General features: G+C 61.6%; 25 protein-coding genes. 23 read left to right on the top strand and 2 right to left on the bottom strand.

Annotated elements, in window-relative coordinates; translation table 11 throughout:
- The first annotated feature begins 16 nt into the window (after window positions 1-16).
- The 5 genes from cobA (at window position 17) to ABID16_RS03215 (ending at window position 4,694) form a co-directional block, all read left to right on the top strand.
- Window positions 17-856 (top strand): uroporphyrinogen-III C-methyltransferase, encoded by an 840-nt coding sequence (gene cobA / locus ABID16_RS03195; protein WP_354554900.1) that lies wholly within the window; start codon window positions 17-19, stop codon window positions 854-856.
- Window positions 853-2,166: a cobyrinic acid a,c-diamide synthase CobB gene (locus tag ABID16_RS03200; protein ID WP_354554901.1), complete on the top strand. Its 1,314-nt coding sequence runs from the start codon at window positions 853-855 to the stop codon at window positions 2,164-2,166. The genes cobA and ABID16_RS03200 overlap by 4 nt, the downstream gene beginning before the upstream one ends.
- Complete coding sequence (gene cobD, locus ABID16_RS03205) at window positions 2,163-3,161, top strand: threonine-phosphate decarboxylase CobD (RefSeq protein ID WP_354554902.1); 999 nt, start codon at window positions 2,163-2,165, stop codon at window positions 3,159-3,161. Before ABID16_RS03200 ends, cobD begins: the two co-directional genes overlap by 4 nt.
- On the top strand, window positions 3,158-4,138 hold the full coding sequence (gene cbiB, locus ABID16_RS03210; RefSeq protein ID WP_354554903.1) for an adenosylcobinamide-phosphate synthase CbiB: 981 nt from the start codon (window positions 3,158-3,160) through the stop codon (window positions 4,136-4,138). The genes cobD and cbiB overlap by 4 nt, the downstream gene beginning before the upstream one ends.
- Window positions 4,139-4,262: 124 nt before the next feature.
- Window positions 4,263-4,694 (top strand): L,D-transpeptidase, encoded by a 432-nt coding sequence (locus tag ABID16_RS03215; protein ID WP_354554904.1) that lies wholly within the window; start codon window positions 4,263-4,265, stop codon window positions 4,692-4,694.
- A 35-nt stretch (window positions 4,695-4,729) separates the two neighbouring features.
- Here the strand turns inward: ABID16_RS03215 and ABID16_RS03220 are convergent, their stop codons facing one another.
- Window positions 4,730-5,455: a Crp/Fnr family transcriptional regulator gene (locus ABID16_RS03220; RefSeq protein WP_354555887.1), complete on the bottom strand. Its 726-nt coding sequence runs from the start codon at window positions 5,453-5,455 to the stop codon at window positions 4,730-4,732.
- A 219-nt stretch (window positions 5,456-5,674) separates the two neighbouring features.
- Between ABID16_RS03220 and hemN the strand changes: the two genes are divergently transcribed.
- The 8 genes from hemN (at window position 5,675) to ABID16_RS03260 (ending at window position 13,573) form a co-directional block, all read left to right on the top strand.
- Window positions 5,675-7,039, top strand: coding sequence for an oxygen-independent coproporphyrinogen III oxidase (gene hemN / locus ABID16_RS03225; RefSeq protein WP_354554905.1), 1,365 nt, complete (start codon window positions 5,675-5,677; stop codon window positions 7,037-7,039).
- A 106-nt stretch (window positions 7,040-7,145) separates the two neighbouring features.
- Complete coding sequence (locus tag ABID16_RS03230; RefSeq protein ID WP_181366801.1) at window positions 7,146-7,430, top strand: acyl carrier protein; 285 nt, start codon at window positions 7,146-7,148, stop codon at window positions 7,428-7,430.
- Between the two features lie 58 nt (window positions 7,431-7,488).
- Window positions 7,489-7,965, top strand: coding sequence for a 3-hydroxyacyl-ACP dehydratase FabZ family protein (locus ABID16_RS03235; protein WP_354554906.1), 477 nt, complete (start codon window positions 7,489-7,491; stop codon window positions 7,963-7,965).
- Window positions 7,966-7,976: 11 nt separating this feature from the next.
- A complete protein-coding gene (locus tag ABID16_RS03240; RefSeq protein ID WP_354554907.1) occupies window positions 7,977-9,167 on the top strand; it encodes a beta-ketoacyl-ACP synthase in 1,191 nt (396 codons plus the stop codon).
- 11 nt (window positions 9,168-9,178) lie between these two features.
- Window positions 9,179-10,462 carry a beta-ketoacyl-ACP synthase gene (locus tag ABID16_RS03245; protein ID WP_354554908.1) on the top strand — a complete coding sequence of 428 codons (1,284 nt, stop codon included), beginning with the start codon at window positions 9,179-9,181 and terminating at the stop codon, window positions 10,460-10,462.
- A 52-nt stretch (window positions 10,463-10,514) separates the two neighbouring features.
- A complete protein-coding gene (locus tag ABID16_RS03250) occupies window positions 10,515-11,543 on the top strand; it encodes a zinc-binding dehydrogenase (RefSeq protein WP_354554909.1) in 1,029 nt (342 codons plus the stop codon).
- A 4-nt stretch (window positions 11,544-11,547) separates the two neighbouring features.
- Window positions 11,548-12,498 carry a lipid A biosynthesis lauroyl acyltransferase gene (locus ABID16_RS03255; RefSeq protein WP_354554910.1) on the top strand — a complete coding sequence of 317 codons (951 nt, stop codon included), beginning with the start codon at window positions 11,548-11,550 and terminating at the stop codon, window positions 12,496-12,498.
- 136 nt (window positions 12,499-12,634) lie between these two features.
- Complete coding sequence (locus ABID16_RS03260) at window positions 12,635-13,573, top strand: glutaminase (protein ID WP_354554911.1); 939 nt, start codon at window positions 12,635-12,637, stop codon at window positions 13,571-13,573.
- 14 nt (window positions 13,574-13,587) lie between these two features.
- On the opposite strand, the gene ABID16_RS03265 is transcribed toward ABID16_RS03260, so the two are convergent.
- Window positions 13,588-14,088, bottom strand: a complete 501-nt coding sequence (locus ABID16_RS03265; RefSeq protein WP_354554912.1) for a hemerythrin domain-containing protein — start codon at window positions 14,086-14,088, stop codon at window positions 13,588-13,590.
- A 196-nt stretch (window positions 14,089-14,284) separates the two neighbouring features.
- On the opposite strand from ABID16_RS03265, the gene ccoN reads away from it, so the two are divergent.
- The 10 genes from ccoN (at window position 14,285) to ABID16_RS03315 (ending at window position 24,818) form a co-directional block, all read left to right on the top strand.
- On the top strand, window positions 14,285-15,907 hold the full coding sequence (gene ccoN / locus ABID16_RS03270) for a cytochrome-c oxidase, cbb3-type subunit I (RefSeq protein ID WP_354554913.1): 1,623 nt from the start codon (window positions 14,285-14,287) through the stop codon (window positions 15,905-15,907).
- A gap of 9 nt (window positions 15,908-15,916) precedes the next feature.
- Window positions 15,917-16,651 carry a cytochrome-c oxidase, cbb3-type subunit II gene (ccoO, locus tag ABID16_RS03275; RefSeq protein ID WP_354555888.1) on the top strand — a complete coding sequence of 245 codons (735 nt, stop codon included), beginning with the start codon at window positions 15,917-15,919 and terminating at the stop codon, window positions 16,649-16,651.
- 13 nt (window positions 16,652-16,664) lie between these two features.
- Window positions 16,665-16,817 (top strand): cbb3-type cytochrome c oxidase subunit 3, encoded by a 153-nt coding sequence (locus tag ABID16_RS03280; RefSeq protein WP_354554914.1) that lies wholly within the window; start codon window positions 16,665-16,667, stop codon window positions 16,815-16,817.
- Window positions 16,818-16,820: 3 nt separating this feature from the next.
- Window positions 16,821-17,684: a cytochrome-c oxidase, cbb3-type subunit III gene (gene ccoP, locus ABID16_RS03285; RefSeq protein ID WP_354554915.1), complete on the top strand. Its 864-nt coding sequence runs from the start codon at window positions 16,821-16,823 to the stop codon at window positions 17,682-17,684.
- A 201-nt stretch (window positions 17,685-17,885) separates the two neighbouring features.
- Window positions 17,886-19,502: a cytochrome c oxidase accessory protein CcoG gene (gene ccoG, locus ABID16_RS03290; protein WP_354554916.1), complete on the top strand. Its 1,617-nt coding sequence runs from the start codon at window positions 17,886-17,888 to the stop codon at window positions 19,500-19,502.
- Window positions 19,502-19,999 carry a FixH family protein gene (locus ABID16_RS03295; protein WP_354554917.1) on the top strand — a complete coding sequence of 166 codons (498 nt, stop codon included), beginning with the start codon at window positions 19,502-19,504 and terminating at the stop codon, window positions 19,997-19,999. The genes ccoG and ABID16_RS03295 overlap by 1 nt, the downstream gene beginning before the upstream one ends.
- A 23-nt stretch (window positions 20,000-20,022) precedes the next feature.
- Window positions 20,023-22,317 carry a heavy metal translocating P-type ATPase gene (locus tag ABID16_RS03300; protein WP_354554918.1) on the top strand — a complete coding sequence of 765 codons (2,295 nt, stop codon included), beginning with the start codon at window positions 20,023-20,025 and terminating at the stop codon, window positions 22,315-22,317.
- A complete protein-coding gene (ccoS, locus tag ABID16_RS03305) occupies window positions 22,314-22,469 on the top strand; it encodes a cbb3-type cytochrome oxidase assembly protein CcoS (RefSeq protein WP_354554919.1) in 156 nt (51 codons plus the stop codon). Before ABID16_RS03300 ends, ccoS begins: the two co-directional genes overlap by 4 nt.
- A 77-nt stretch (window positions 22,470-22,546) precedes the next feature.
- A complete protein-coding gene (gnd, locus tag ABID16_RS03310; RefSeq protein ID WP_354554920.1) occupies window positions 22,547-23,968 on the top strand; it encodes an NADP-dependent phosphogluconate dehydrogenase in 1,422 nt (473 codons plus the stop codon).
- Window positions 23,961-24,818: an MBL fold metallo-hydrolase gene (locus tag ABID16_RS03315; protein WP_354554921.1), complete on the top strand. Its 858-nt coding sequence runs from the start codon at window positions 23,961-23,963 to the stop codon at window positions 24,816-24,818. Before gnd ends, ABID16_RS03315 begins: the two co-directional genes overlap by 8 nt.
- The last annotated feature ends 2 nt before the right edge of the window (window positions 24,819-24,820 follow it).

Raw genomic sequence — 24,820 nt, forward strand, 5'->3', positions numbered from 1 at the left:
CTCATAGGACATTGTCATGGACATGCTTTTCGCGAAACTGCCGGGGATCGAGAAGGGAAGCGTCTGGCTCGCAGGCGCGGGACCCGGCGATCCGGGCCTGTTGACGCTTCTCGTCGCCAAGGCGCTGAGCGAGGCGGATGTCATCGTTTATGACGCGTTGGTCAACGATGAATGCCTGAAGCTGGCCCGTGCGGATGCGATGCTGGAATATGCGGGCAAGCGCGGCGGCAAGCCTTCGGTCAAGCAGCGCGATATTTCGCTGCGGCTGGTGGATCTGGCGCGCGAGGGGCATCGGGTGTTGCGCCTCAAGGGGGGCGATCCCTTCGTGTTCGGGCGCGGCGGAGAAGAGGCGCTCACACTGGTGCAGCATGGCATCCCGTTCCGTATCGTGCCGGGGATCACGGCCGGGATCGGCGGACTGGCCTATGCCGGCATTCCGGTGACGCATCGCGAGATCAACCATGCCGTGACTTTTCTTACAGGCCATGATTCGTCCGGCATCGTGCCGGACCGGATCGACTGGGAGGCGCTGGGTCGTGGCTCGCCAGTCATCGTCATGTATATGGCGATGAAGCATATCGGGCAGATTTCGGCCAATCTGATCGCAGCTGGGCGCTCGGCAGACGAACCGGTCGCCTTTGTCTGCAATGCGGCAACGCCTGAACAGCAGGTGCTGGAAACGACGCTTGCCCGCGCCGAGGCCGATGTCGAGGCTTCTGGCCTGCAGCCTCCGGCGATTGTCGTGATCGGCGAGGTGGTCCGCTTCCGCAAGGGCATGGACTGGCTGGGCGCGATGTCGGGCCGGCAGCTTACTACGGAGGGGCTTATGCCCGATTACCCGAAAGCGGCAGAATGAGCGGATTGCTGATTGCAGCGCCTTCCTCCGGCTCCGGCAAGACGACAGTCACGTTGGGTTTGTTGCGTGCGCTGAAAAATGCCGGGTTGAAGATCGCGCCGGGCAAGGCGGGGCCTGACTATATCGATCCAGCTTTTCACACTGCGGCCTCCGGTGAAGTCTGCTTCAATTTCGATCCCTGGGGCATGCGGCCGGAACTGCTGAATGTGATGGCGGCGGGACACGGTGGCGGGCGGCATTTTGTCGTTGAGGCCATGATGGGTCTATTCGATGGGGCCAGCGATGGCTCCGGTTCGCCGGCCGATCTGGCAGCGCAGCTCGATCTCTCCGTCGTGCTGGTCATCGATTGCGCGCGCATGTCGCATTCGGTAGCGGCGCTGGCCTCCGGTTATCGCGATTTCCGCAAGGATGTGCGGGTCGCCGGCGTCATCCTCAACCGCGTCGGCAGCGTGCGGCATGAGGCGATGCTGCGTGTCGCCTTGGAGCGTGTGGGTTTCACCATCTTCGGTGCGCTGTCCACCGATGAGGCGCTGAAACTGCCGGAGCGGCATCTGGGACTGGTGCAGGCGGCCGAGCATGAGGCGCTGGAAGAGTTCGTTGAACACGCGGCGTCTCGCGTTGAGCAGCATTGCGATGTTTCTGCGTTGGCGAAGCTGGCCCGGCGCGATGCGGCCGATGCGCTGGACGTCCCGGCGCTGCTGCCGCCGCTTGGGCAGCGGATTGCCGTGGCGCGCGACGAGGCATTCGCCTTCACCTATCCGCATCTCCTGCAGGGCTGGCGGGGCCAAGGTGCGGAACTGACCTTCTTTTCACCTCTGGCCGGTGAAGCGCCGAACGGGCGGGCCGATGCGGTCTATCTGCCGGGCGGCTATCCCGAGCTTCACGCGGGTCGCATTGCTGCGGCCGAGCCATTCTTTGTCGGCATGCGGGATGCGGTGAAACGTGGTGCGCTCGTCTATGGCGAATGCGGCGGCTATATGGTGCTCGGCGAGGCGCTTGTCGATGCGACTGGCGCGGCCCACGCGATGCTTGGTCTGCTGCCGGTGACAACATCGTTCGAAAGGCGGCAGCGGCATCTCGGCCTGCGGGTGGCGCGGCCGGCCGATGATTCGATCTTTCGCGCACCGATGCGGGCGCATGAATTCCACTATTCGAGCGTCGTTCAGGCGGGCAAGGCGGAGCCGCTTTTCCGGGTTGAGGATGCGCTTGGGGCCGATCTGGGGCCGATGGGGATGAAACGCGGCCGAGTCGCGGGCTCCTATTTGCACCTGATTGATCTTGCCCAGGATATTGATGGTGATCGTTCATGAGCATCGTCTTCCATGGTGGCGGCGTGGCTGCTTCGGTGCGGGCCTATGGCATCGCTTCAGAAAACTGGCTCGACCTTTCGACCGGGATCAACCCGGTTCCGCCCGCGCTGCCGTCTTTTGATCTGCAGCTTTTCCATCGCCTGCCGGACGCCGATCTGTTTGACGATGTGCGTCGGGCAGCGGCGCGCTTCTATGGCAGCGGCGATGTCCTGCCGATCGCCGCCGCCGGCACGCAGCCGCTGATCCGGATTTTGGCCGCGAAGGTCGAGAAGGGGCGCGTGGCGATCCTGTCGCCGACTTATGGCGAATATCGCGCGGTGTTTTCGGCGGCGGGTCTTGTCGTTGATGAGGTCTCAAGACTTTCTGAGGTGACGGCGGAGCATCGCGCGGTCGTCGTCGTCAATCCGAACAATCCGGATGGCCGGCGCTACTCGCGGGCCGACCTGCTGGCGCTGTCGCTTGATCTGAGCGAGCGCGGCGCTTTGCTGATCATTGACGAGGCCTTTGGCGAGATGCATCCGGAGGCCAGTCTTGCCGGCGTTGTTGCACATCATCCGCATCTCGTCGTTCTCAAGTCCTTCGGCAAGTTTTTCGGCTTTGCCGGGGCCCGGCTCTCCTTTGCAATTGCGGGCGAAGAGCATGCGGCAACGCTTGAGGCCGGGCTGGGGCCGTGGCCCGTTTCCGGCCCGGCACTTGCGCTCGCGCGCTATTGTTTCGATCTCGATGCCGATGCGCTCCGGCGGCAGATATTCGAGCGGGCCGGGCAGCTTGAGGCGGTGCTGAGGGGGGCGGGTTTACGGGTCGCCGCCAATGCCGGCCTTTTCCTTCTGGTCGAGGACGCGAGGGCGGAGGCGCTGCATGCCCATCTTTGCCGCCATGCGATCCTGACGCGGATCTTCGATTATCGGCGTGACTGGATGCGTCTGGGCCTGCCAGCCGACGGCGCAGGTCTCGCGCGATTGCAGACGGCCCTGCAGAACTGGAGCGGACGATGATCGCACTGCGTCTGGCCCTTCTGTTTCTCGCGCTCCTGATCGACAAGGCGATTGGCGATCCGCCGCGTCTGTGGGCGCGTGTGTCCCATCCGATCGTCTTGTTCGGGAAGGCGGTGGCGGCGGCTGACAGGCGGTTGAACGCACCCGGTCTGTCACCTGCTGCGGCCAGATCGCGCGGCATTGTTGCCGCCGTTTTGCTGACTGTGCTGGCATTGGCCTCGGGCATATTGCTCTCGGCGGTGTTTTCCGGTCTCTGGCTGCTTGGTGTGGTGATGGAGGTTATCGTTGTCGCCATTCTGCTCGCGCAGAAGAGCCTGGCGGACCATGTTGGTGCGGTCGCTGATGCCCTTACACAGGAGGGGCTTGCCGGCGGGCGGCGCGCGGTGTCGCTGATTGTCGGGCGTGATCCACAGACGTTGGATGGTCCGGGCGTGAGCCGGGCGGCGATCGAAAGCCTAGCGGAGAATTACTCCGATGGCGTGGTCGCGCCCGCCTTCTGGTATGTGCTTCTCGGTCTGCCGGGAATTTTCGCCTACAAGATGGTCAACACGGCCGACTCGATGATCGGCCACAAATCGGAGAAATATCTGCATTTCGGCTGGGCAGCCGCACGATGGGACGATCTCGTCAATCTGATCCCCGCACGGCTGTCGGCGATCTTCATTGCGCTGGGTGCCTGGACTGCCGAAAACATGATGGCCATGCGGCGTTCGCTTCGGACGGCGCGCGTGGATCATGGCAAGCACCGTTCGCCCAATTCGGGCTGGCCGGAGGCGGCCATGGCCGGCGCCATCGACCTGCAGCTCGCCGGCCCGCGTATCTATCACGGAGTTCCGGTCAACGAAGAGATGCTGAATATCGGGGGGCGGCGAAGCGCCTCTCCGGCCGATATCGACCGGGCGATCAAGGTTTTTGACCACGCATGTTACTGGCTCGCGGGTGTCATATGCGCCCTGCTGATCTTGGCAGTGACTTAATTCAATTGCGGCTTTTTAACGATGCGCAACGGTTTTTTCGCGAATAGCTTTTAATCCACAAAAATTCGCATATCCTTATGTATCAGCGGAGTCGGACACTCCTGCCTAACGTGGGGACGATTTGATGAAAAAGTATATTCTTGCCGGCGTTACATTCGCCGCCGCCTTTGCAGCCACTGTTTCTTCTTCCTACGCCTCAAGCCTCGTGGCGCAGGTCAATCTTTCCAAGCAGACAATGACAATCACTGAGAACGGCTTCGTTCGTTACGAATGGAAGGTCTCGACGGCGCGCCGCGGCTACTCCACGCCGGTCGGCAGCTACTCGGCCAAGTCGCTCGACATCGACCATCGTTCGCGCAAGTATCACAATTCGCCGATGCCCTATTCGGTCTTCTTCAAGGGCGGCTATGCCGTTCACGGCACGAACGAAGTGCGCAACCTCGGCCGTCCGGCGTCTCATGGCTGCGTCCGGCTGCACCCGCAGAATGCTGCGACCTTCTTCTCGCTGGTGAAGGATGCCGGTCTTTCCAATACACGGATCGTCATTTCGCAGTGATGCGCTGTAAAGCGTGAAGAATGAGGTCTGCGCCGTCAGTCGTTGCCGGCGGCGCGGCGGAGCCTTTCCATGTCGGGGCAGGTGACGTGGCGGTTGTTCTCGATGCGGATAATGCCGTCGCGGCGTAGCTTCGTCATCTGGCGGCTGACTGTTTCGATTGTCAGTCCCAAGAAGTCGGCGATATCCGCGCGGGTCAGCGGCAGGTCGAAGCTGCGCTTGTCGGCACTTTCCGGATCGATATGCATGGCGATCATGTGCAGGAAGCTTGCGACCTTTTCCTGTGCGGTCTTGCGGCCGAGCGTCAGCATCCAGTCGCGCGCTTCGTCCAGTTCCTTCAGCGTCTGCTCGTGGATCTTGTGTTCCAGCTCCGGCGTGTCGGCAATCATCCGGTCGATGATGGCCTTGGGCATGGAGCAGACTTCGATATCGACGGCCGCTTCCGCCGCAACCTGGCTTTCGCGCAGGAAGGGCCGGCCCATGAAGTCGGGGGCGAATTGCAGGCCGACGATCTGCTGGCGTCCGTCCGCCATCATCTTCGACAGCTTCACGACGCCGCTCAGGATATTCGAATAGGCGTTCAGCTGTTCGCCCTGGCCGATAACCTCTGAGCCACCAGTGACCTTGCGGCGTTTCGTGTGACGGCTCAGTTCCGTCAGTTGTGACGGCGAAAGCGTTCCGCAGATCCCGCCATGCCGCGCTTCGCAGGACACGCAGACTGCCGGGATTTCAGAGTTGTGAATGTCCTTGCGCTGCGGTTCCATCGAGGCCCTGGCTTGGCTGAATTGAATGACTTGCATCTCGCTTTTTCTCCCGACCTCTAATCGGGAGTCCCCCTGCCGTCTACGCAACGTTCGTCTGCATTGATCGACTTGGCAATCGTCAACGTCCGGAGTGTCGCAAAGATTAGACACTGCCTGTTTGATCAAGATCAAGCACGCGGCGGTTTTTTGCCTTTATGCAATTCCGGCAGGAGAACGCCCATGCTGACGACGCCCACCCACAAGACCTTGACCGGCAAATATTCCGCCCCCGTTCCGCGCTATACGAGCTATCCCACAGCGCCTCACTTTGGTCCTCATATTAAAAATGACGCATACAGCCAATGGCTGCAAGCGCTTGGCGAGGGCGACAAGCTGTCGCTGTATGTCCATATTCCCTATTGCGATCGGCTGTGCTGGTTCTGCGCCTGCCATACGAAGCATACGCTGCGCTACGAGCCGGTGGCCGAGTATCTTGATGCGTTGACGCGCGAAGTTCGGGCAGTAGCAAAGCTGGTGAGCCCGAAGGCACTCGTGACTGCACTGCATTTCGGCGGTGGCTCGCCGACACTAATGAAGCCCGAGGACATCCGTCGCATCGGAGCGCTTTTCCGTGAGGCTTTCAATTTTACGCCTGATGCCGAGATCAGTGTCGAGATGGACCCGAACGACATGGACGAAGCGCGTTACGATGCGCTGGCCGATATCGGCATGACACGGGCGAGCCTCGGCGTGCAGGACTTCCAGCCCGAGGTGCAGAAGGCGATCAACCGCATCCAGACCTTCGAGCAGACGAAGTCGGTCGTCGATGCGGTCAGGGCACGCGGTGTCCACTCGGTCAATTGTGACCTGCTTTACGGCCTGCCGCACCAGACGCTGGAAACGCTGGCCGCCACCGTCAATCAGATCCTGACGCTCGATCCGGATCGCATCGCGCTCTTCGGTTATGCGCATGTGCCATGGATGAAGAAGCATCAGACGATGATCAAGGAAGAGGTGCTGCCGGATGTCGATCAGCGCTTCGACCAGTCGCGCATGGCCGCGGCCATGCTGGTGGCGGCCGGTTATCAGCCAATCGGTATCGACCACTTCGCCAAGCCGGACGACTCGATGGCCATTGCGGATAGGGAAGGGCGGCTTCGGCGCAATTTCCAAGGATACACCGATGACGCTGCCGAAACGCTGATCGGCTTCGGGGCCTCGTCCATCGGCCAGTTCCGGCAGGGTTTCGTGCAGAACATGGTGGCGACTGGCGAATATCAGCGGATGACCGGCTCGGACGGGCTGACGGTCGTGCGGGGCCTTGCCTTCAGCGACGAGGATCGCCTTCGCGGCTATGCGATCGAGAAGATCATGTGCGACTTCGCCTTTTCCTTTGCCGATCTCAAGGCGCGCTTCGGTGCGGGTGCCGACGAGGTGATTGCGGAGGCAAAGCTCTTCGTCGGGCAGAACGCGGACGGGTTGGCAGAGATCGTGGACGGCCGGTTCAGGCTCACCGAAACGGGCCGGCTTTTTGCGCGCACGGTCGCTTCGCAGTTCGATGCCTATCTCGGGAACGGCAAGGGGCGGCATTCGATAGCAGTGTAAACGCGCAACAGCTTGCGCCCATTTATGTCATTTGACTGTTGCAAGCCATTGGCTTTTGAAATCGATTTGCCTATAGCATCGGCCAACAGCTTTGACATTGAGAGGTATCGGCGTGACGACGACGTTTGATAAAGTAGCCGACATTATTTCCGAAACCAGCGAAATCGACCGCGAGAAGATTACGCCCGAGAGCCACACGATCGACGATCTCGGCATCGACAGCCTGGACTTCCTCGACATCGTTTTCGCGATCGACAAGGAATTCGGCATCAAGATTCCGCTCGAAAAGTGGACCCAGGAAGTCAACGACGGCAAGGTCGCGACGGACGAGTATTTCGTTCTCAAGAACCTCTGTGCCAAGATCGACGAACTGCGCGCCGCCAAGGGCTGAGGCCTGACGGCTTTCTCCGGGGCCGTATCCTGCGGTCCCGAGCGACAGGTGCGATCCCATGCTGCTTGAATATTTCCAGATGATCGACCGCGTGACGAGCCTCGACCTCAAGTCGGGGCATCTTGTCGCGCGTTCCGTCGTTCCGGAAAAGAGCCCGGTGTTTGAAGGTCACTTTCCCGGCATGCCGCTGGTGCCCGGCGTTCTGCTCATCGAAACGATGGCGCAGGCTTGCGGCCTCATGCTGCTGGCGGTCAACGAGTTGTCATCCATGCCGCTGCTGATGGCGGTGGACGAGGCCAAGCTTCGCACCTTTGTCGAGCCGCTTGCCGAGCTCGACATCGAGGCCGATCTGGTGCATCTCGGCTCCGGCTATGCGGTGACGAAGGCGAAGATCACATCCGGCGGCAAGAAGGTCTGCGATGCGCAGCTGAAGCTGCGCACGATTCCCTTCGACCAGGTTCCCATCGGCGATATCGTGAAGAACCGCGCCCGCGAGATCGGGCTTCACGACGCAATCGCGGCCAACGTGTCATAAGGACTGAAAACATGGCCAAGTCTGATAAGGATGTGGTGATTACCGGCATAGGCCTCGTGTCGTCGCTGGGCGTCGGACGCGAGGCGCATGAGGCGCTGATTTTGGGCGACAGCGCCCCGGCACCGATCGTCGACACCGAACGTTTCGCGCCTTATCCGGTGCATCCGCTGCCTGCCATCGACTGGTCGCAGCAGATCCCGAAACGTGGTGACCAGCGCCAGATGGAAAACTGGCAACGGCTTGGCGTCTTCGCGGCCGGCCTTGCGCTGGACGATGCCGGCTTCAAGGACGATGCGGACGCCTGCGCCTCCATGGACATGATCGTGGCGGCCGGTGGCGGCGAGCGCGACATCAATGTCGATTCGATGATCGTGGACGAGGCGCTGAAGCGCAACGACCGCGAGGCGCTCCTGAACCAGAAGCTGACGACCGAACTGCGCCCGACGCTGTTTCTCGCGCAGCTTTCCAATCTTCTCGCCGGCAATATCTCGATCGTTCACAAGGTCACAGGTTCCTCGCGCACCTTCATGGGCGAAGAGGGTGCGGGCGTTTCGGCCGTGGAAACGGCTGCTGCGCGCATCCGCGCCGGACAGTCCACCCATGCGCTGGTTGGCGGCGCCTTCATTGCCGAGCGTCTGGACATCATATTGATGGTCGAGGCGATCAAGGGGCATCAGACCGGCGAATGGTCGTCGATCTGGGCGCGCGACAAGGACCACGGCGGCGGCATGATCATGGGCTCGGTCGGCGCTTTCCTGATCCTCGAATCGCGCGGCCATGCGGAAGCGCGCGGTGCGCGCATCTATGCGACGATCGAGCAGGTCGAAGGCGACCGCGGTAATCGCGCCGAGGGGCGGCTGGAAAAGCGGCTGGAGCGAATGGTCTCGGGGGCGAAGCCCGAACTCGTTATGTCCGGCACCACGGGCTTCCACGATCTGGCGGCCCGCGAAAAGGCCTTCTTCGAAGCGAAGTTCCCGGAGGCGGCCCTCCGTGGTTTCGGTGGGCTCATCGGCCATTCGGTCGAGGCGCAGTTTACCGCCGGGATCGGTCTTGCCGCGATGGCGCTCTCTGCCGCCAAGCCGGTTGCACCCTTCGACAAGGATCATGAAAAGGCGATGGCGAAGCCGGCTGCGACCGCGCTCGTCACCACGATCGGCCATCAGCGCGGCGAGGGGGTTGCCCTTCTTGCCGCCAACGCGTGAGGCAAACGCCCATGAGCAATCAGTTTCGCGATCATCTCGGCAGGCCCATCGTTGCCGTGACAGGCATGGGCGTCATCACCTCGCTCGGCCAGGGGCTTGAGGACAACTGGGCGGCGTTGACGGGTGGCCGTTCGGGCATCCACGACATCACGCGCTTCCCGGTCAACGAACTCTCGACGCGGATTGCCGGCACGGTGGATTTCATCGATCTGCCGGTGGCGAATTCCGTCGAGCGCTCCTATGCCATGGCGCGCGAGACGACGCTGGAAGCCTTGGCGCAGGCCGGGCTTTCCGGCGACTTCAACGGCCCGCTGTTCCTGGCGGCCCCTCCGGTCGAGCCGGAATGGTCGGCGCGATTTGAACTCGCTGATCGCGCCGGTCCGGCGGAAGAGCCGGGCGATGCCTACGACCGCTTCCTTGCCGCGATGCGCGAGCGTCCCGATCCGGCTTTTCATGAGGCGGTTCTCTTCGGTTCGATCTCGGAGCGCCTTGCCGACCGTTTCGGGACGCGCGGGCTTCCCGTGACCCTGTCGACGGCCTGTGCATCGGGTGCGACGGCGATCCAGCTCGGCGTGGAGGCGATCCGCCAAGGCCGCACGGAACGCGCGCTGACGGTTGCGACCGACGGTTCCGTTTCGGCCGAATCACTCATTCGCTTCGCGCTTCTCTCCGCACTTTCGACCCAGAACGATCCGCCGGAAAAGGCCTCCAAGCCCTTCACCAAGGATCGCGACGGTTTCGTCATTGCCGAAGGTGCTGCCACGCTCGTGCTCGAATCGCTGGAATCGGCCATTGCGCGTGGCGCGAAGGTCTATGGCATCGTGAAGGGCTGCGGCGAAAAGGCGGATAGCTTCCACCGCACGCGCTCTTCGCCCGATGGCGGGCCGGCGATTGCGACGATTCGCGCCGCGCTTGAAGATGCGGGCGTCGGTGAAGAGGCGATCGGCTATATCAATGCGCATGGCACGTCGACGCCGGAAAACGACAAGATGGAATACGGCGCCATGCTTTCCGTCTTCGGCGAGCGGCTGAAGTCCATTCCGGTCTCGTCCAACAAGTCAATGATCGGCCATACGCTGACGGCAGCAGGTGCGGTCGAAGCCGTGTTCTCTCTGCAGACGATCCTCACCGGCACGCTGCCGCCGACGATCAACTACCAGAACCCGGACCCGAGCATCGAACTCGACGTCGTGCCGAATGTGAAGCGGGCGCAGCAGGTTTCGGCCGTGCTGTCCAACTCCTTCGGCTTCGGCGGGCAGAATGCCAGCCTTGTGCTGGCGGCGGAACCTCAGTAAACCGCACATCTTGAACACATGAATTTGAGCCGCGAAAGCGGAAGGTTGGCCCATGCGCGCATTGCAACTCATCGAAGATCGCAGACTGGAAGCCGTCGAGCTTCCCGAACCGGAAGCACCGGCTCCCGGCGAGGTGACGCTGCGCGTCAAGGCGGTCGCGCTCAATCATATCGATGTCTGGGGCTGGCGCGGCATGGCCTTTGCCAAGCGCAAGATGCCGTTGACGATCGGTGCTGAAGCCTCCGGTGTGGTCGAGGCGATCGGTTCGGGCGTTGCCAATGTGCTGCCGGGCCAGCTCGTGTCGATCTATGGCGCGCGGATCTGCGGTTACTGCAAGGCCTGTCGGGAAGGCCGTGAGAACCTCTGCGAACATGTCGGCGGCGTGCATGGCTTCCATCTCGACGGATTCGCGCAGGAAAAGATCAACATTCCGGCCCGTCAGCTCGTCGTGGCACCGCCCGGCATCGATGCGGTGGCAGCAGCCCTTGCGCCCGTAACCTTCGGCACGGTCGAGCACATGCTGTTCGACAATGCCAAGCTCCAGCCGGGCGAGACGATCCTCGTTCACGCCGGTGGTTCTGGCATCGGATCGGCGGCGATCCAGCTTGCCAAGCGGATGGGCTGCACGGTCATCACGACGGTCGGTTCGGACGACAAGATCGAGAAGGCGAAGGCGCTGGGCGCCGACCACGTCATCAACTATCGCGTCGATCGTTTCGAAGGCGTGGTGCGCAAGCTGACCAAGAAGAAGGGCGTCGATGTCGTCTTCGAACATGTCGGCAAGGACACCTGGGCGGGCTCGATGCTGTCGATGAAGCGCGGCGGCCGTCTCGTGACCTGCGGCTCGACCTCGGGCGTCTCGACCGAAATGAACCTCATGATGCTCTTCCAGCAGCAGCTCAAACTGCTCGGCTCCTTCGGCTGCCGCATGGAGAACATGGCGAATGCCATGCAGAAGATGGCGCAGGGCATCGTGCATCCGGTCATCGACACGGAAGTCGGCTTCGGCGAGATCGACAAGGCGCTGAAGCGGATGGAAGATCGTTCCATCTTCGGCAAGATCATCCTGCGGATGGATTGAGTCCATGAAGGGCCTTGCGCTCCGCATAGGCGCGAACCTGCGCAAGATCTGGCCGTGGTTTCTGGCGAAGCTGGTGCTCTTTGGCCTGACGCTGCTGAAGCTACTTCCTGCCGATTTCGCGCTGAACCTGATGGACCGGATTGCGCGTCGGCTGGGGCCTAGGCAGAAGCGTCACAAGATGATGCTCTACAATCTCAGGCGCGCATTTCCCGAGATGACGGAAGAGGAGCGGGTTAAGATCGCCATGGATTCGTGGGGATCGATGGGCCGCATGGCGGCCGAATATGTCTATCTCGACAAGCTTTTCGATTTCGATCCGGCCCGCGAGGGTAAGGGCAGGGTGGAGGTTTCCGGCATCCCGCTCTTCCTGGAAATCCGCGATCTCAAGGGGCCGTTCATCGTCTTCACCGCTCATACGGCGAATTTCGAGATGTTGCCGGTGGCGGGTAACGCATTCGGGCTCAGCGTGACCGTGCTCTTCCGGCCGCCGAACAATCCCTACATGGCCGAGATGATCCACGATTTCCGCGCAGATCGTATGGGTTCGCTGGTGCCGTCGCATGCGGGGTCCTCGTTTGCGCTGGCCCGGCAGCTGGAAAGGGGCGGTGGCGTCGGCGTTCTGGTAGACCAGAAGTTTTCCAAGGGTGCGGACACCACGCTGTTCGGCGTGCCGGTCAAGACCAATCCGCTCCTTGCCAAGCTGGTGCGCCAGTTCGACTGCCCTGTCTATCCGGCCCGCTGTATCCGGCTTCCCGACAACCGCTATCGTCTTGAACTCGAGCCGGCGTTGGCCATTCCTCGGAAGGCGACGGGCGAAGTGGATGTGAACGCCACCGCACAATTGCTTAACGATACGGTGGAGCGCTGGGTTCGGGAATATCCCGGTCAGTGGCTCTGGTATCACGACCGCTGGGACATCAAGTTTTCCGAAGAGTACCGCAACTTCGTTCCCTGATCGCGGTTTGCCGGATTTGCACAGCGGCAATTCCATTTCGGCCCTTCAAAAACACTCACACACCGCATAGGAAATCCTTGAAGGCCCGGTTGCAATGCCGCATTCGGGCTGCCGGACGCCAATCACAGGAGCCCGCATGCCAATCGCCTCCCAGCCGGTTCAGGACATCCTCCACGAGGTCTATCACGAGATGCAGCCGCATATCGGGGAGGGCAAGGTGGCGGACTACATTCCGGCGCTCGCCCGCATCGACCCGAAGAAATTCGGCATGGCGGTGGTGACGGCCGAGGGCGAGGTGTTCACGGTGGGCGATGCGGCCGAGCCGTTCTCCATCCAGAGTGTGTCGAAGGTGTTCACGCTGACGCTGGCGCTGGGACGGATAGGGGCTGGCCTCTGGTCGCGCGTTGGACGCGAACCGTCCGGCACGGCGTTCAACTCCATCGTCCAGCTTGAGCATGAGCACGGCATACCGCGCAACCCCTTCATCAATGCTGGGGCGATCGTGGTGGCCGACGTCCTGCTCGCCGGCCATCAGCCGCGCGAGACGCTGGGCGAGATCCTGCAATTCTTCCGCTACCTCTCCGGCGACGACAGCGTCTATATCGATGAGGACGTCGCGCGCTCCGAGCAGGCCACGGGCTTTCGCAATGCGGCGCTCGCCAATTACATGAGTGCCTTCGGCAATATCCACAATCCTGTCGAAAAGACGCTCGGGGTCTATTACCACCAGTGCTCTCTGGCGATGAGCTGCGAGCAGTTGGCCAAGGCCGGATTGTTCCTGGCGAATGGCGGTCGCAATCCCGTCTCCGGACTGACGGTCGTCACACGCGAGCGGGCGCGGCGCATCAATGCGCTGATGATCACCTGCGGGCACTACGATGCATCCGGCGACTTCGCCTTCCGCGTCGGCCTGCCCGGCAAGAGCGGCGTCGGTGGCGGCATTCTGGCGATCGCGCCCGGCAAGGCGTCGATTGCCGTCTGGTCGCCGGGGCTCAATGCCAACGGAAATTCCGCGACGGGTACGCGGGCGCTGGAACTGTTTGCCAAGAAATCGGGCTGGTCCGTCTTCGGGTAACGGAAGGCGACTTTTTACGCCGCCTTGCGCTCGCTCACCATGGCCAGCAGGTGATCCTGCTCGAAGGCGATGTGGCGGCGCATGCTGACGAAATAGCCGCGCAGCATATAGCCGATGGTTTCGGCATTCAGCGTCGGGTCTGCCGCGCCAAGGCGGAGGAGGGCGTCGATCAGCTCCTCGATGAAGCATTCGTCCTCGAAATGCTCGAACTTCAGTCGCTCAAGCGTGGCTGCGAGTTCAGGATGGCCGGTCACATTCTGCTCGACCCAGGGAAAGAGCACATCTTCCTCGAAACGGTGAGCACCCATGGTGAGCGGGCCGATCGCCTTGGCGGCATAGATGCATTTCTGGCGATTGACCTCTGCGGGGAGGCTGTCGGCGATCTCTTCGAGTTCCCGGCAGAGTTCGAGCTGTTCGCCGTGTATTTTCTTCAGCCAATCGACAGCGCTCACACCCTGCGGCGGGCGGTAGCGCTTCTCGAATTCCTCCCGGTCGTGCGTGTCCAGCGTCTTCATTTTTCCACCTGTCTGAGTGCAGGCTAAGGAGCCCCATTGTAGGGCTATTTGTCGCGTGGAATGCACGAATTTGCATTGATCTATATCAAGGATGGCATGCCCCCCAAATGCGATTGCTGCATCAGCCGCAAGACGGTCGGACGACGATTCCGGCGCTGCTTGCCGCATGATCAGCAATCGTTGGGGGATACCAACAATGACGAAAATTTCACAAACGGTGGGTGTCGGGCTTTTCGCCTTTCTCGCCTTGCTAGGGGCAGCCTTTGCCCAGGACAGCCTGTTCAAGGCCCATATGTGGGTCCTGTTCACTGTTCTTCTCATTTTCAGCGTGGCGTTGATCCGTCGCGTCTCCTTTGCGCCGGTTTCGACGGTCTCCGCCGAGCAGCGCAAGTCCGAATATTTCGATGAAGTGGTCCGCTATGCCCTGATCGCCACGGTGTTCTGGGGTGTCGTCGGCTTTCTGGTCGGGGTCGTCATTGCCCTTCAGCTTGCCTATCCCCAGCTGAACATTGCGCCCTGGTTCAATTTTGGCCGCATGCGGCCGCTGCACACCTCGGCGGTGATCTTCGCCTTTGGCGGCAACGCACTGCTGATGTCGTCCTTTTACTCGGTCCAGCGCACCTCGCGCGTCCGTCTCTTCGGCGGCGATCTCGCCTGGTTCGTCTTCTGGGGCTATCAGCTGTTCATCGTCATGGCGGCAACCGGCTATCTTCTCGGCATCACGCAGGGGCGCGAATATGCCGAGCCGGAATGGTATGTTGATATCTGGCTGACGATCGTCTGGGTCGCCTATCTGCTGGTCTTCCTGGGCACGATCATGACCCGGAAAGAGACCCACATTTATGTGGCGAACTGGTTCTTCCTGTCCTTCATCGTCACCGTCGCCATGCTGCATCTGGTCAACAACGCCGCCGTGCCGGTCTCCTTCCTCGGTGTGAAGAGCTACTCGGCCTTCTCGGGCGTTCAGGATGCCATGACGCAATGGTGGTATGGCCACAACGCAGTGGGCTTCTTCCTCACTGCCGCGTTCCTTGGCATGATGTACTACTTCGTTCCGAAGCAGGCCGGTCGTCCGATCTACTCCTACCGCCTGTCGATCATCCACTTCTGGGCGCTGATCTTCCTCTATATCTGGGCCGGTCCGCACCATCTGCACTATACGGCTCTGCCGGACTGGGCACAGACGCTCGGCATGGTCTTCTCCATCATGCTCTGGATGCCCTCTTGGGGCGGCATGATCAACGGTCTGATGACGCTTTCGGGCGCCTGGGACAAGATCCGCACCGACCCGATCATCCGCATGATGATCATGGCCATCGCCTTCTACGGCATGTCGACCTTCGAAGGCCCGATGATGTCGATCAAGACGGTCAACTCGCTCAGCCACTACACAGACTGGACCATCGGTCACGTTCATTCGGGTGCGCTCGGCTGGGTCGGCATGATCTCCTTCGGCGCCATCTACTACCTCGCTCCGAAGCTGTGGGGCAGGGAACGCCTGTACTCGCTGCGGCTGGTCAACTGGCACTTCTGGCTCGCAACACTCGGGATCGTGGTCTATGCCGCCGTCATGTGGGTTGCCGGTATCCAGCAGGGTCTGATGTGGCGCGAATATGATGACCAGGGCTTCCTCGTCTACTCGTTCGCTGAAGCTGTCCGCGCCATGTTCCCCTACTACGTCCTGCGTGCAGTGGGCGGTGGCATGTACCTGCTCGGCGGTCTGATCATGGCCTACAACGTCACGATGACCATCCTTGGCCACCAGCGTGATGAAGCCCCGATCGGTGGCGCTGTCCCGCAGCTCCAGCCGGCAGAATAAGGAGAGGCAATCATGTCCATTCTTGCAAAACACGAATTGCTCGAGAAGAACGCGTCGCTCCTCCTGGTAGGTTCGCTGCTTGTCGTCACCATCGGCGGCATCGTGGAAATCGCGCCGCTCTTCTACCTACAGAACACGATCGAGAAGGTGGACGGGATGCGTCCCTACACCCCGCTCGAACTGGCTGGCCGTAACATCTACATCCGCGAAGGGTGTTACCTCTGCCACAGCCAGATGATCCGTCCGTTCCGCGACGAAGTGGAGCGCTACGGTCACTACTCGCTGGCGGCTGAATCGATGTACGACCACCCGTTCCAGTGGGGCTCGAAGCGCACGGGCCCGGATCTCGCCCGTGTCGGCGGCCGCTACTCGAACGAGTGGCACGTCCAGCACCTGACCAATCCGCGTTCCGTCGTTCCGGAATCCGTGATGCCGACCTACGGCTATCTGAAGGATACGCCGCTCAAGATCGAGAACGTGGCAGGCCACCTCAAGGCCAATCGTGTCGTCGGCGTCCCCTATACGGATATCGACATCGCGAATGCCGAGAAGGACCTGATGGCGCAGTCCGATCCGAATGCGGATACGGCTGATCTCGTCAAGCGCTATCCGAAGGCCAAGGTCGGTGACTTCGACGGCGATCCGACAAAGGTCACCGAAATGGATGCGCTGGTCGCCTATCTCCAGATGCTCGGCACGCTGGTCGATTTCTCGACCTACGACGACGCATCCGGCTACCGGTGAGGAGGTAAGAACCATGGAAACCTACACCATGATGCGGCAATTCGCCGACAGCTGGGGGCTCCTGGGCTTCACCCTCTTCTTCGTGGGCGCGATCGTCTTCGCGCTCCGGCCCGGTTCGAAAAAGATGGCCGAAGAGGCCGCATCCATACCTCTCAAGGAGGATTGAAAAATGGCAGACAAACATGTTGACGAACTGAGCGGCGTCGAGACCACAGGCCATGTCTGGGACGGTATTCGCGAGCTCAACAATCCGCTGCCGAGATGGTGGGTGTGGACCTTCTATGCCTGCATTCTCTGGGCGATCGGCTATACGATCGTCTATCCGGCCTGGCCGCTGCTCACGACCAACACCAAAGGCGTCTGGAACGTGACTAACCGTGCCGTTCTCAAGGACGAGCTTGTGGCTGCGAACGGCACCCAGAAGGTCTTCGTGGACAAGATCGCCGCAATGCCGGTTGCCGACATCATCAAGGACAAGTCCCTGAGCGAGTTTGCAACGGCCGCAGGCGCTGCCGCCTTCAAGGTCAATTGCACGCCCTGCCACGGTTCGGGCGCGCAAGGCAGCATCGGCTATCCCAACCTCAACGACAACGACTGGCTGTGGGGCGGCTCGGCGGATCAGATTTACACTACGATCTCGCATGGTATTCGCGATCCGCAGGATACCAATACCCGCGTTTCGGAAATGCCGGCCTTCGGTGACATGCTGAAGCCGGAGGAAATCGCAAACGTCGCAGCCTATGTGGCCGATCTTTCCAAGCAGCCGGTGACCAGCGGCAATCCCGCCGCCGGCAAGGAAATCTTCGCCACCAACTGCGTCGCCTGCCATGGCGATCAGGCTCAGGGCAACCGCGACCTCGGCGCGCCGAACCTCTCGGATGCCATCTGGCTGAAGGGCTCGGGCGAGGCAGCGATCATCGCGCAGGTCACCAAGCCGAAGCATGGCGTCATGCCGGCCTGGACAGCCCGGCTCGGCGACACGACCGTCAAGGAACTCGCCGTGTTCGTCCACTCTCTCGGCGGCGGTGAATGAAGTTTCGTCGCCGGTTTCACGCCGGCGGCCTACGATCTCTCCAGCATGATAACCTGTTTGTCATGCCGCTTGCCGCGCCCTCAAAAGGCGCGGCTTTTTCGTTTCCCGGCGATGCGGCCAATTGTCCGCGCTTGACTTAAGTCAAGGTCTTGAACGCGTCCCGATGTGAAAAGGCAGATATCAGAATCGGGAATTCCAGCGATGAACATCTACACTGCCGAAGAGCCCAAGAAGGAGGCCGCGAACGCGCAAGCTGACGACGTGGTTCGCCATGACGCCGAGCCGGTCAACTCCGCGAAAATCAGAAAGCCGCTCTACGAAGCGCGCAAGAAGATTTTCCCGAAGCGCGCGGAAGGGCAGTTCCGGCAGTTCAAGTGGATCGTGATGCTGGTCACGCTCGGCATCTACTATCTCGGCCCTTGGATTCGCTGGGATCGCGGGCCGTTTGCGCCCGATCAGGCGATCCTGATCGATCTGGCGCACCGCCGCTTCTACTTCTTCTTCATCGAAATCTGGCCGCAGGAATTCTTCTTCGTCGCCGGGCTACTGGTGATGGCCGGGTTTGGCCTTTTTCTTATCACCTCGGCCGTCGGCCGCGCGTGGTGCGGCTATACCTGTCCGCAGACGGTCTGGGTCGATCTCTTCCTCGTTGTCGAGCGCTTCATCGAGGGCGACCGCAATGCACGCATGAAACTCGACAAGGCACCGTGGTCCTTTGATAAGCTGTGGAAGCGGGTGTCGAAACACGCCATCTGGCTGGCCATCGGCGTTTCCACCGGCGGCGCGTGGATCTTCTATTTCGCCGACGCGCCGCAGCTGCTCCTTGATCTCTGGACCTTCCAAGCCCCCGCGGTTGCCTACATGACCATCGGCGTTCTGACTGCCACGACTTATGTCTTCGGCGGGCTGATGCGCGAGCAGGTCTGCACCTATATGTGTCCCTGGCCGCGTATTCAGGGCGCGATGCTGGATGAAAATTCGCTGACCGTCACCTATAACGACTGGCGCGGCGAACCCCGCACCCACGGCACCAAGAAGGCAGCCGCCGAGGGTAAGGTCGCCGGCGATTGCGTCGACTGCAATGCCTGCGTGGTCGTCTGTCCCATGGGCATCGACATTCGCGACGGGCAGCAGCTCGAATGCATCACCTGCGCGCTCTGCATCGACGCCTGCGACGGTGTGATGGACAAGCTCGGCCGCGACAAGGGCCTGATCTCCTATGCGACGCTTGCCGATTACAACGCCAACATGGCGCTGGCGACTGGCAACGGCGCGCATGACATCAACCCCAATATCGTGCGAGATGCCGACGGGCATTTCCACGACAAGGTCAAGCATTTCAACTGGAAGATCATCTTCCGCGCCCGCACGCTGCTCTATATGGGCGTCTGGGCGGCGGTGGGCATCGGTCTGCTCGTTGCGCTGCTGTCGCGTGACCGGCTGGAGGTCAACGTTCTGCATGACCGCAATCCGCAATTCGTGCTGGAATCGGACGGTTCGATCCGCAACGGGTTTACCGTGCGCATCCTCAACATGATCCCCGAGCCGCGCGTGATCTCACTGTCTCTTGAGGGGCTCGATGGGGCGGTCATGAAGATCAACGGCATGGATCAGCCCGACAGCCGCAGCTTCGACATTCAGGCCGATCCCGACAAGGCCGTGACGCTGAAGGTCTATGTGACCGTGCCGCGCGAACATCTGCATGACGAAGAGCAACACTTCCGCTTCATTGCCGAAGACAAGTCCAGCAACGAGCATGACGTCTACAAGGCCGTCTTCAATGCGCCGGCCGACGTCAAGAACAGGGAGCATCACTGATGGCAACTGCTACCAACAAGCCCAGCGGCTTCACCTTCACAGGCTGGCATTTCCTGGCCATCATGATCGCCTTCTTCGGGACGGTCATCGCGGTCAACTTCACGATGGCCTGGTACGCCACCCATTCGTGGAGCGGGCTGGTGGCGGATGACACGTTCAAGGCAAGCCAGCAATTCAATGCGGCTGCGGAGCATATGCGCCAGATGGCTGCGACCGGTATTCGCGGCGAGCTCAACGCCAACCGGGAAGGGATCCGCTATGTGCTGACCCATCCGCAGCGCGGCCCGGTTCCCGCCGACGAGGTCGTGGCCTCGTTCCACCGCCCGGTCGGGACGCTGCAGGACTTCACCGTGACGCTCAAACATGAAGGCGACGGCGTCTTCACGACCAATCATGAGGTTCTGCCGGGCGAATGGATCGTCGATCTGAAGACCAATGACGACGGGAAGATGGTCTATCACGAAGCCATCCGCGTCCATGTGTTCCCCAATCGCTGACGGTTGAAGGGTAGGGTAGTCCCATGAGTTGCTGTGCAGCAGGCACCGAAGCCGCACTGGATGCCGAAAAGGCGATCCACGATCTGCCGCCGACTGACGAACTGTGGATGGCGAGCCGCCCGCTCGATGGCGGGCTGCGCCAGACGGATCTTGCCGTGCCCGGTGTGCATTGCGGCGCCTGCATCACGACGCTCGAAAAGGCGCTGAAGGCGCTGCCTGAAGTGGAGCGCGCCCGCGTCAATCTATCGACCCGGCGCGTCACCTGCGTGTGGAAGGAAGAGGTGGATGGCCGCCGCACCGACCCTTCGGTGATTGCCAGGGCCATCGAGGCGGCCGGCTACGAGTCGCATCTCTTTTCGATTTCTGCCGAGGAGCAGGACAGCACGCGCAATGGACTCATTCGCGCCATGGCGGTGGCCGGGTTTGCCGCGATGAACATCATGCTGCTGTCGGTCTCCGTCTGGTCGGGCGCGGATGCGGCGACCCGCGACATGTTCCACTGGATTTCTGCCGCGATTGCCGGGCCGACGCTGATCTATTCCGGCCGTCCATTCTATGTTTCAGCCTATAACGCTCTGCGTCATGGCCGGATGAACATGGATGTGCCGATAGCGTTGGCGATCACGCTCTCCTATGCCATGTCGCTCTACGAGACGATGAACCACGGTCGGGAAGCCTATTTCGACGCCTCCGTGTCGCTGCTCTTCTTCCTGCTGATCGGCCGCACGCTCGACCATATCATGCGTGATCGCGCGCGTTCGGCCATCAGCGGGCTGGCTCGCTTAAGCCCGCGCGGCGCAACGGTGCTGACCGCCGATGGCGGCCGCGAATATCGCAATATCGACGAGATCGCTCCCGGCGACCGGCTGCTGATCGCTGCTGGCGAGCGCGTGCCGGTCGACTGTGTCGTGATGTTGGGGGCGAGCGAGCTCGATCTGTCCATCGTGAGCGGTGAGAGTTTGCCCATAGCGGCTTCAAAGGGATCGGCGCTGCAGGCCGGGGGGCTGAACCTCACGGGCGCATTGACCGTGCAGGCGATGGCTGCGGCGCGTAATTCCTTTGTTGCCGAAATCATCGGTCTCATGGAGGCGGCAGAGGGCGGCAAGGCGCGCTATCGCCGCATCGCCGACCGTGCTGCGGAAATCTACGCGCCGGCGGTGCATATTCTGGCGCTCGCCGCCTTCCTCTTCTGGGGCGTTTTCGGCGGCGACTGGAAGCATGCTCTGACCATTGCCATAGCCGTTCTCATCATCACATGCCCTTGCGCGCTCGGCCTTGCCGTGCCGGTGGTGCAGGTGGTTGCGGCTGGCAGGCTCTTCCGCGATGGGATCATGGTCAAGGACGGCTCTGCCATGGAGCGGCTGACGGAGATCGATACGGCGATCTTCGACAAGACGGGCACGCTGACGCTGGGCAAACCGAGGCTTATCAACAAGGGCGCGATGCCGGTAAAGGCGCTTGAGGCGGCTGCGTCGCTGGCGCTGCATTCGCGCCATCCGCTCTCGGTTGCTCTGGCCGATGCCGGCGGGGGTGACGTGACACGCTTCTTGACCGTCTCCGAAATACCCGGCGCAGGTATCGAGGCCGAAGACCGCGAGGGACTGTGGCGGCTTGGTCACCGCGCATTCGCTCTCAATGCTGCTTCAGCCGACGCGGGTAAAGACGATGCCGCCGGCCCCGAAACGGTTCTGTCGCTGGATGGCAAGCTCGTTGCCGTCTTCCAGTTCGAAGACCAGATGCGGCGCGATGCGCAGGGGCTGATCACCGGGCTTGCCGGGCGCGGTCTGAAGACGGCGATCCTTTCGGGCGACCGCGAAGGTGTCGTTGCGGCGCTCGCTCGGCGTCTCGGCATCGGCTTCTGGCGCTCGGCACTGACGCCGAAGGGCAAGGTGGAGGAAATCAACAAGGCTTCGGCTCGTGGACATAAGGTGCTAATGGTCGGTGACGGGATCAACGATGCGCCGGCGCTTGCCGCCGCGCATGTTTCGATGGCGCCGGCAACGGCATCCGATGTTGGTCGACAGGCGGCAGACTTCGTCTTCCTGCATGAGAGCCTTTCTGCCGTGTCGCTGGCCATCAAGGTGTCGAAGCGCGCAGGCCGGCTGATTATCGAAAACTTCGCGCTGGCGATTGCCTATAACGTCGTCTTCGTGCCGCTCGCGCTGCTGGGCTACGCCTCGCCGCTGGTTGCTGCCATTGCCATGTCGACCTCGTCGATCATCGTGGTGGCCAATGCGATGCGGCTGACGCTCGGATCGAGCAGGGTCGCCGTGGGCGAGCAACATGATGCACCCCTGACACCGGCGGTGGCTTCATGAACGTCCTGATCTATCTCATCCCCATCGCGCTTGCACTGGGTGGGCTTGGCCTTGCGACCTTTCTCTGGTCACTGAAGAGCGGCCAGTATGACGATCTCGAAGGGTCGTCATGGCGGGTGCTCGACGACGGCGACGACCGGCCTGACACATAAACTTAATCGATTTGCTCTTGCCCATGGCCGTGCCGAGTGCCAAAAAAGGCTCCAATAAAAACATTGGAGTGATCCCCATGGAAAAGGCAGAAATCGGTCTCATCGGTTTGGGCGTGATGGGGGCGAATCTCGCTCTCAACATCGCCGAAAAGGGTAACCGGATCGCGGTGTTCAACCGCACCACCGAGAAGACGGACGAGTTCTTCGCCGAGGCTGGCGCGCTCGCCGACCGAATCATTCCCTGCCACACGATGGAAGAGTTCATCGACGCGATCCGCCCGCCGCGCCCGATCATCATCATGATCAAGGCAGGCCAGCCGGTGGACGACCAGATCCAGCACCTTCGGCCTTATCTGACCAATGGCGACATCGTCATTGATGCGGGTAACGCCAATTTCCATGATACGCGCCGCCGATTCAAGGAGCTGGACGGCACTGGTCTGACCTTCATCGGCATGGGCGTCTCTGGTGGCGAAGAGGGTGCGCGCCACGGACCGTCGATCATGGTCGGCGGGACGCCGGAAAGCTATGCGCGCGTCGAGAAGGTCCTGACCTCCATTTCCGCCAAGTTCAATAACGAGGACTGCTGCGCGTGGCTCGGCGCCGACGGTGCCGGCCATTTCGTCAAGACGATCCATAACGGCATTGAATATGCCGACATGCAGATGATCGGCGAGATCTACGGCCTGCTGCGCGACGGTGCCGGCAAGTCGGCCTCCGAGATTGGCAACATTTTCGGCGGCTGGAACAAGGGCCGTCTGAACTCCTATCTCATCGAGATCTCCGAGAAGGTGCTGGCTGCCCGTGACCCCCATGGCGACGGACCGATGGTCGACATGATCCTCGATCAGGCGGGTCAGAAGGGCACCGGCAAGTGGTCGGTGATCGAAGCGCAGCAGCTAAGCGTGCCGGCAACGGCCATCGAAGCTGCCGTGGCTGCCCGCGTGCTTTCGTCCATGAAGTCGCAGCGTGTTGCGGCCGAAAAGATCTTCGGTTCCGCTCCCGGCAAGATTGATGCGAGTGGCGCGGGTCTCAATGATCTGGAACTGGCGCTGTTTGCCGCCAAGATTGGCGCCTATGCGCAAGGGTTTGCCGTTATGTCGGAAGCGTCGAAGGAATTCGGCTGGTCGCTGCCGATGCCGGTGATTGCCAAGATCTGGCGCGCCGGCTGCATTATCCGCTCGCAGTTCCTCGACGAGATCACAACCGCGTTCACGGCCATGCCGGATGTGGAAAACCTGATCATGACACCGGCTTTCTCCGCGATGGTCAAGGAAGCTCTGCCGTCGCTGCGTCGCGTTGTGGCCGCAGCCGTAACGGCAGGGTTGCCGGTTCCGGCGCTCTCTTCGGCACTGTCCTATTTCGACAGCTACCGACAGGCGCGCGGAACCGCCAACCTCATCCAGGCGCAGCGCGACTTCTTCGGCGCGCATGGCTTCGACCGTCTCGACGGCAAGGACTTCCACCACGGCCCGTGGGGTAGCGGCCTGAATGAATGATCGCATCGTTCTTCTCGGCACGAAGGGCGGTCCGGCCATCCGGCCGGGCGGTCCTTCGCCGACATCGAGCCTGATCGAGACCGGCGGGCGCGTGATCGCCGTTGACTGCGCGCTCGGCGTTTCGCGCGGCATCGTCAATGCCGGCGTGTCGCTGAAGGGGCTCAGTCACATCCTGGTGACACATCTCCATTCCGACCATGTGCTGGAACTCGGCGGGCTGATCCATACGGCCTGGACGTCTGGTCTTTCGACGCCGGTGAAGGTCTACGGTCCAAAAGGTGTTGCTGCGGTGTGGCGTGGTTTCCTCGCCTCTCTGGACGTCGATATCTCCACCCGTATCGTGGATGAGGGCCGCCCGGTGCTGGCCGATCTGGTGACGGTGATGGAAATCGACGAAGGCTTGGTGCTCGATGAGCCGGGCTTCCGGGTCACTGCGCTTCGGGTGCCGCATCCGCCGGTGGCTGATTGCTTTGCCTTTCGGGTCGAGATGCCCTCGGGCATCGTCGTGTTTTCGGGCGACACCGCTTATCATCCGCCACTGGCAGAGTTTGCGAGCGGTGCCGATCTGCTGATACACGAAGCGATGCTACCGACGGGTCTTGAGAGCATCATTAGCCGCACCGGCAACGGGTCGCGGCTGCGCGAGCATCTCATCGCTTCGCATACCTTTGCCGTCGATGTCGGGCGAATTGCGACTGCCGCGGGTGTCAGGCGGCTTGCGCTGAACCACATGATCCCTGCCGACGATCCGGACTTTACGGAAGCGCATTGGCGCGCGGCGCTTGAGGAGACCTATTCTGGCGAGCTGATCGTCGGACGTGATGGTCTTGAGATCAGTCTGTCCCGATAGAC

It is taken from the genome of Limnomicrobium aquaticum (assembly GCF_040545545.1).
GTDB classification, from domain to species: domain Bacteria; phylum Pseudomonadota; class Alphaproteobacteria; order Rhizobiales; family Rhizobiaceae; genus Ensifer_A; species Ensifer_A aquaticum.

Excerpts from the sequence above, each read along its gene's own strand:
- cobA (WP_354554900.1), top strand. The coding sequence starts at position 17 with ATGGACATGCTTTTCGCGAAACTGCCGGGGATCGAGAAGGGAAGCGTC.
- ABID16_RS03200 (WP_354554901.1), top strand. The coding sequence starts at position 853 with ATGAGCGGATTGCTGATTGCAGCGCCTTCCTCCGGCTCCGGCAAGACG.
- cobD (WP_354554902.1), top strand. The coding sequence starts at position 2,163 with ATGAGCATCGTCTTCCATGGTGGCGGCGTGGCTGCTTCGGTGCGGGCC.
- cbiB (WP_354554903.1), top strand. The coding sequence starts at position 3,158 with ATGATCGCACTGCGTCTGGCCCTTCTGTTTCTCGCGCTCCTGATCGAC.
- ABID16_RS03215 (WP_354554904.1), top strand. The coding sequence starts at position 4,263 with ATGAAAAAGTATATTCTTGCCGGCGTTACATTCGCCGCCGCCTTTGCA.
- ABID16_RS03220 (WP_354555887.1), bottom strand. The coding sequence starts at position 5,455 with ATGGAACCGCAGCGCAAGGACATTCACAACTCTGAAATCCCGGCAGTC.
- hemN (WP_354554905.1), top strand. The coding sequence starts at position 5,675 with ATGCTGACGACGCCCACCCACAAGACCTTGACCGGCAAATATTCCGCC.
- ABID16_RS03235 (WP_354554906.1), top strand. The coding sequence starts at position 7,489 with ATGCTGCTTGAATATTTCCAGATGATCGACCGCGTGACGAGCCTCGAC.
- ABID16_RS03240 (WP_354554907.1), top strand. The coding sequence starts at position 7,977 with ATGGCCAAGTCTGATAAGGATGTGGTGATTACCGGCATAGGCCTCGTG.
- ABID16_RS03245 (WP_354554908.1), top strand. The coding sequence starts at position 9,179 with ATGAGCAATCAGTTTCGCGATCATCTCGGCAGGCCCATCGTTGCCGTG.
- ABID16_RS03250 (WP_354554909.1), top strand. The coding sequence starts at position 10,515 with ATGCGCGCATTGCAACTCATCGAAGATCGCAGACTGGAAGCCGTCGAG.
- ABID16_RS03255 (WP_354554910.1), top strand. The coding sequence starts at position 11,548 with ATGAAGGGCCTTGCGCTCCGCATAGGCGCGAACCTGCGCAAGATCTGG.
- ABID16_RS03260 (WP_354554911.1), top strand. The coding sequence starts at position 12,635 with ATGCCAATCGCCTCCCAGCCGGTTCAGGACATCCTCCACGAGGTCTAT.
- ABID16_RS03265 (WP_354554912.1), bottom strand. The coding sequence starts at position 14,088 with ATGAAGACGCTGGACACGCACGACCGGGAGGAATTCGAGAAGCGCTAC.
- ccoN (WP_354554913.1), top strand. The coding sequence starts at position 14,285 with ATGACGAAAATTTCACAAACGGTGGGTGTCGGGCTTTTCGCCTTTCTC.
- ABID16_RS03280 (WP_354554914.1), top strand. The coding sequence starts at position 16,665 with ATGGAAACCTACACCATGATGCGGCAATTCGCCGACAGCTGGGGGCTC.
- ccoP (WP_354554915.1), top strand. The coding sequence starts at position 16,821 with ATGGCAGACAAACATGTTGACGAACTGAGCGGCGTCGAGACCACAGGC.
- ccoG (WP_354554916.1), top strand. The coding sequence starts at position 17,886 with ATGAACATCTACACTGCCGAAGAGCCCAAGAAGGAGGCCGCGAACGCG.
- ABID16_RS03295 (WP_354554917.1), top strand. The coding sequence starts at position 19,502 with ATGGCAACTGCTACCAACAAGCCCAGCGGCTTCACCTTCACAGGCTGG.
- ABID16_RS03300 (WP_354554918.1), top strand. The coding sequence starts at position 20,023 with ATGAGTTGCTGTGCAGCAGGCACCGAAGCCGCACTGGATGCCGAAAAG.
- ccoS (WP_354554919.1), top strand. The coding sequence starts at position 22,314 with ATGAACGTCCTGATCTATCTCATCCCCATCGCGCTTGCACTGGGTGGG.
- gnd (WP_354554920.1), top strand. The coding sequence starts at position 22,547 with ATGGAAAAGGCAGAAATCGGTCTCATCGGTTTGGGCGTGATGGGGGCG.
- ABID16_RS03315 (WP_354554921.1), top strand. The coding sequence starts at position 23,961 with ATGAATGATCGCATCGTTCTTCTCGGCACGAAGGGCGGTCCGGCCATC.